Raw genomic sequence first — 3,923 nt, forward strand, 5'->3', positions numbered from 1 at the left:
ATATGATGGTTATCCTTTTGTTTACTCCTTGTGCTAAAGATAAGATCGTCTTCGCCGATTTTATCTTTTTTTATTTGTGATTTTTGATATAAAAAAAGAACCCTTATCATAAGGATTCTGCAACAGGAAATAACAAAATATATACAATTATAGATTTGAATTAAAATTTAATAAAAAAGTGTGCCTCCAGCATTTCGGAAAAAACCCACGCTAAGCAAAAAATAAGCTGTCCAGATGGACAGCTTATTTACATAATTATCGTTATCGGTAGCAAAGAAAAGAGAGGTAACCCTACTCTCACAAGGGAACATTCTTTTTTTGTTTTATGGATCTATGCATTTTTTTATACATTCCTATCCTAGCGCGGTTTTAGGGTTCTTGTTTGTTACTGGATTATCCAAAAAGTTGTATAAAATCTTGCATGTTCTTAGCATGCGGGGGCCGAAATGCTGGCGATACCCCATTGCCAGCAACCTAAGCTTTTGAGATACCCCCCATAACGAAATTTTCACCTTTTTACAGTTATTTATGAGAATTCAGCTCATTTTTTCGTTTTGGGGAACAATCAATTTCTTAAGTTGATGGGTATGTGATAATGCTTCCATTTGAACAAATTTTCCTTTTCCATACCGATTACACACCTTTTGTAGAGTAATAGTATCAGCATATCCCAGTTTAAGGGGTTACTTACAAAACATTTAGAATTTTTTTGCGATAATCCTCCGAAATGTAATACGGACTTTAAATATTTTCATTTATAATTCTCTATTTGTCTATACTTTTCATACCGCTGTTGTATAAGCTCTTCCGAGGATAATAGTATCAATTTTTTTAGAGATGATTCGATTACAGATTCAATCACTTTTGCCTGTAATTTTATATCATTTTGTGCTCCACCTTTAATTTCAGGAATGATTTCATCAATAATTCCTAAATGTTTTAAATCTTTTGCTGAAATTTTCATATGTTCAGCAGCTTCTGGAGCATACTTAGCGTCCTTCCATAGGATAGATGCTGCTCCTTCTGGCGAAATTACCGAGTACCATGAATACTCTAACATATGGATATGGTTACCGACACTAATGCCAAGAGCTCCACCACTTGATGCCTCTCCAATTACAATACAAACAATTGGCACTTTAAGTGTAGTCATTTCAAATAGATTTCGAGCTATCGCTTCAGAAATTCCACGTTCTTCAGACCCTATCCCTGGATAGGCGCCTATTGTATCAATAAATGTAATAATAGGGCGATTAAATTTATCAGCTTGTTTCATAAGTCTTAGCGCTTTTCTATAACCTTCTGGATGTGCCATTCCAAAATTTCTTTCTATACTTTCCTTTGTATTTCTACCTCTTTGATGACCAATAACCGTAACGGGCATTCCTTTAAATTTTGCAATACCACCTATCATTGCTTTATCATCACCATATAATCGATCACCATGAAGTTCGAGAAAGTTTGTAAACAATAAAGGTATATAGTCCAATGTCGTGGGTCGGTTACGTAGCCTTGCAATTTGAACTCGTTGAAAAGGTGTAATATTAGAATAAATTTTATCTTGCATTTTATTTAAACGTTTTTCTAATTCATGAATTTCTGACGATAAATCTACATTATTTTCTTTCATAATTTTCTTTAATTCATCAAATTTCTCTTTTAATTCAATAATAGGACGTTCAAAATGCAAACTCATTTTATCCTCCAAATGTTTTGACTTACCTCACTCTAATCAAAAGGCTTAGAAATAGAATCAATAAATAATTCAAAACCATCCACAACTATTTTTTGTTCTGATTCTGATAAATTATTGAGAATACTTTGATAAAATGTAATGGATTGCTCTCTTAAGCAATTAACAGTTATGTGACCTTTTTCTGTGAGGTGCAGAAAAAGTTCTCTTCTATTTTTTTCATTTACTTCACGATAAATAAGCCCCTTTTTTACTAACTTATCTACCAATCTACTTACAGTTGAAGTCTCTAATCTAAGTTTATTGGATAGTTGCCAAACAGTTAATTTTTCCACCTCTAGTTCCTCTAACGCCATCATTTGAGAAGTTGGTAAAGGTTTTTCAAATGGTCCTTTGGGCAAATTTTGAGATTCAAAAACCCCAGTTATTATAATCATTTTCTTAATATCTGTTCTTAGTTTTAAGGCATCTTCTCTTTTCAAAAAGGTCACCCTCCTACAACTCATGTATCATACATTAATTGTATTATACATGAATATGATTTTTTCACAAGCTTAACGTAAGCCAATATTACAACATGGACGAGATATTTCTTCTTGTTAAAATGGTATAAGTGGATTGTTTTCTACAAATGGCATAACATCAATTATGTATCAGGAACCTTTATGGGGTACCGCCAAACATCCATCAACCCAAGATTTTTAAAGTACCTCCAAACGAAAAATTTTCTTTTCTACAGTTAGTTATTTATGAGAATTCAGCTCATTTTTTACATCTTGCGAGTAATTATTTAATCGTTTTCGTACTTCTGTTTGAATATAAATAAAATAAGTTCCATTCATCCAAAAAACACCCCTGATTTCCATTATTCATAGGAAATCAGGGGTGTTTATCGGTATATAAACCTTTAAAATTATTAATAAGTCTTCTTTTAAAATATAAATGGTTAAACAGATGAAAGAACTTCGACTGTTATATTATCCCTTATTTCTTAAATACAGGTGCTATTTTATCAATGCGATTTGTCCAAACTCCACCTGTATAATCATCAGGAAGGCGTTTTATATCTTCAGATGAGTCAAATCCACTTGAAAATCCAAACCCATTTCCTCCTACAATGATAACTCGAGTATCTGCTTTATCCATTCGATTAAGAAAACGATTTGGCCATCCCCAAAGCCAAGGAGCTACTTTGTCTGGTATATGTAATTCTCCATGCTTCAGGCTCGAAGGTATGTAGCCAGTCCACCCTAATGCCATATAAGTAATAAGATCTTTTTTCATGGTCGCTTTTGACATTATTCGTAAACTAGGGATGCGCTCTTTTATCGCAGCAATTGGTTTATCGCCACCATATACAGTTAGTTGATCAAGGCGCTTCGCTGGTAATTTCTTGAGGTAAGTAGCCAATTGGATTCCTTCATTTTCATCATCACTTTTAATATGAATAAGAAAAGAACGGTCTGGAAAATGGGTAAGTACTTCATCAAGTGTTGGCATAAGATTAGTCCCTTTGCCACGAAACGGGAATGTTTTACCCCCATCAGCTGTATAACCGTAACCAATATCAAGTGCTTGTAGTTCTTTTGTTGTAAAATCTCTTGTAACACCTTTACCATTAGTACGGCAATCAAGAGTCCAGTCATGAAAAATAACAAAATTATTATCTTTAGTTGGTTGAACATCAAACTCTACTAGATCAGCTCCAGCTTTAAATGCTGCTTCCATAGATGGAATTGTATTTTCTAAATAAGAATGTTCAGGTTTATTTATACGTTCTGCTGTACATGTATCGCTCTCAATCTCTTCCATGCTAAATGTTTGCGAAAGTCCTCGGTGAGCAAGAAGAAGAGGAGTTCCATCATCCCTCTTAGCAAAAAAAGAACTGTTATTTACATAAACAAATACGAATAGGATAAGAATTATCCAAGTCGTTTTACGTTTCAATAACCTTTTTAGTTTGTTCATTGTATGCTCCTCTTAAATTTTGGTTGAAATGCCTTAAACAATTTTTGGCATTTAAATACTGATAAATATTAAAGCCTATCTTATTTTTTCGCAATGGATATAATTGTTAATTAAAGGCTGGTACTATGATATAAAACGGGGGCAATAGAAATCAATTCAATAACCACTCAACCTTCAATAAGAGTAGTTTTGAAAGATTTCTATGAGAATTTAATATAAATGGGTATTTGTAATATCCTATTATTTAAGAATCAATTTACTA

Annotated in this window: 3 protein-coding genes; all 3 read right to left on the minus strand. The window is 32.9% G+C overall.

Annotation, left to right across the window (positions count from 1 at the left end; genetic code table 11):
* Window positions 1-751: 751 nt before the first annotated feature.
* Complete coding sequence (locus ABWK52_RS05565) at window positions 752-1,696, minus strand: acetyl-CoA carboxylase carboxyltransferase subunit alpha (RefSeq protein WP_087984233.1); 945 nt, start codon at window positions 1,694-1,696, stop codon at window positions 752-754.
* Between the two features lie 32 nt (window positions 1,697-1,728).
* Window positions 1,729-2,175 carry a MarR family winged helix-turn-helix transcriptional regulator gene (locus ABWK52_RS05570; protein WP_000817656.1) on the minus strand — a complete coding sequence of 149 codons (447 nt, stop codon included), beginning with the start codon at window positions 2,173-2,175 and terminating at the stop codon, window positions 1,729-1,731.
* 502 nt (window positions 2,176-2,677) lie between these two features.
* Window positions 2,678-3,661: a glycerophosphodiester phosphodiesterase family protein gene (locus tag ABWK52_RS05575; RefSeq protein ID WP_098542093.1), complete on the minus strand. Its 984-nt coding sequence runs from the start codon at window positions 3,659-3,661 to the stop codon at window positions 2,678-2,680.
* Between the last annotated feature and the right edge of the window lie 262 nt (window positions 3,662-3,923).

The sequence above is a fragment of the Bacillus sp. AP50 genome (genome assembly GCF_040492675.1).
Lineage (GTDB): Bacteria > Bacillota > Bacilli > Bacillales > Bacillaceae_G > Bacillus_A > Bacillus_A cereus.

Excerpts from the sequence above, each read along its gene's own strand:
- ABWK52_RS05565 (WP_087984233.1), bottom strand. The coding sequence starts at position 1,696 with ATGAGTTTGCATTTTGAACGTCCTATTATTGAATTAAAAGAGAAATTT.
- ABWK52_RS05575 (WP_098542093.1), bottom strand. The coding sequence starts at position 3,661 with ATGAACAAACTAAAAAGGTTATTGAAACGTAAAACGACTTGGATAATT.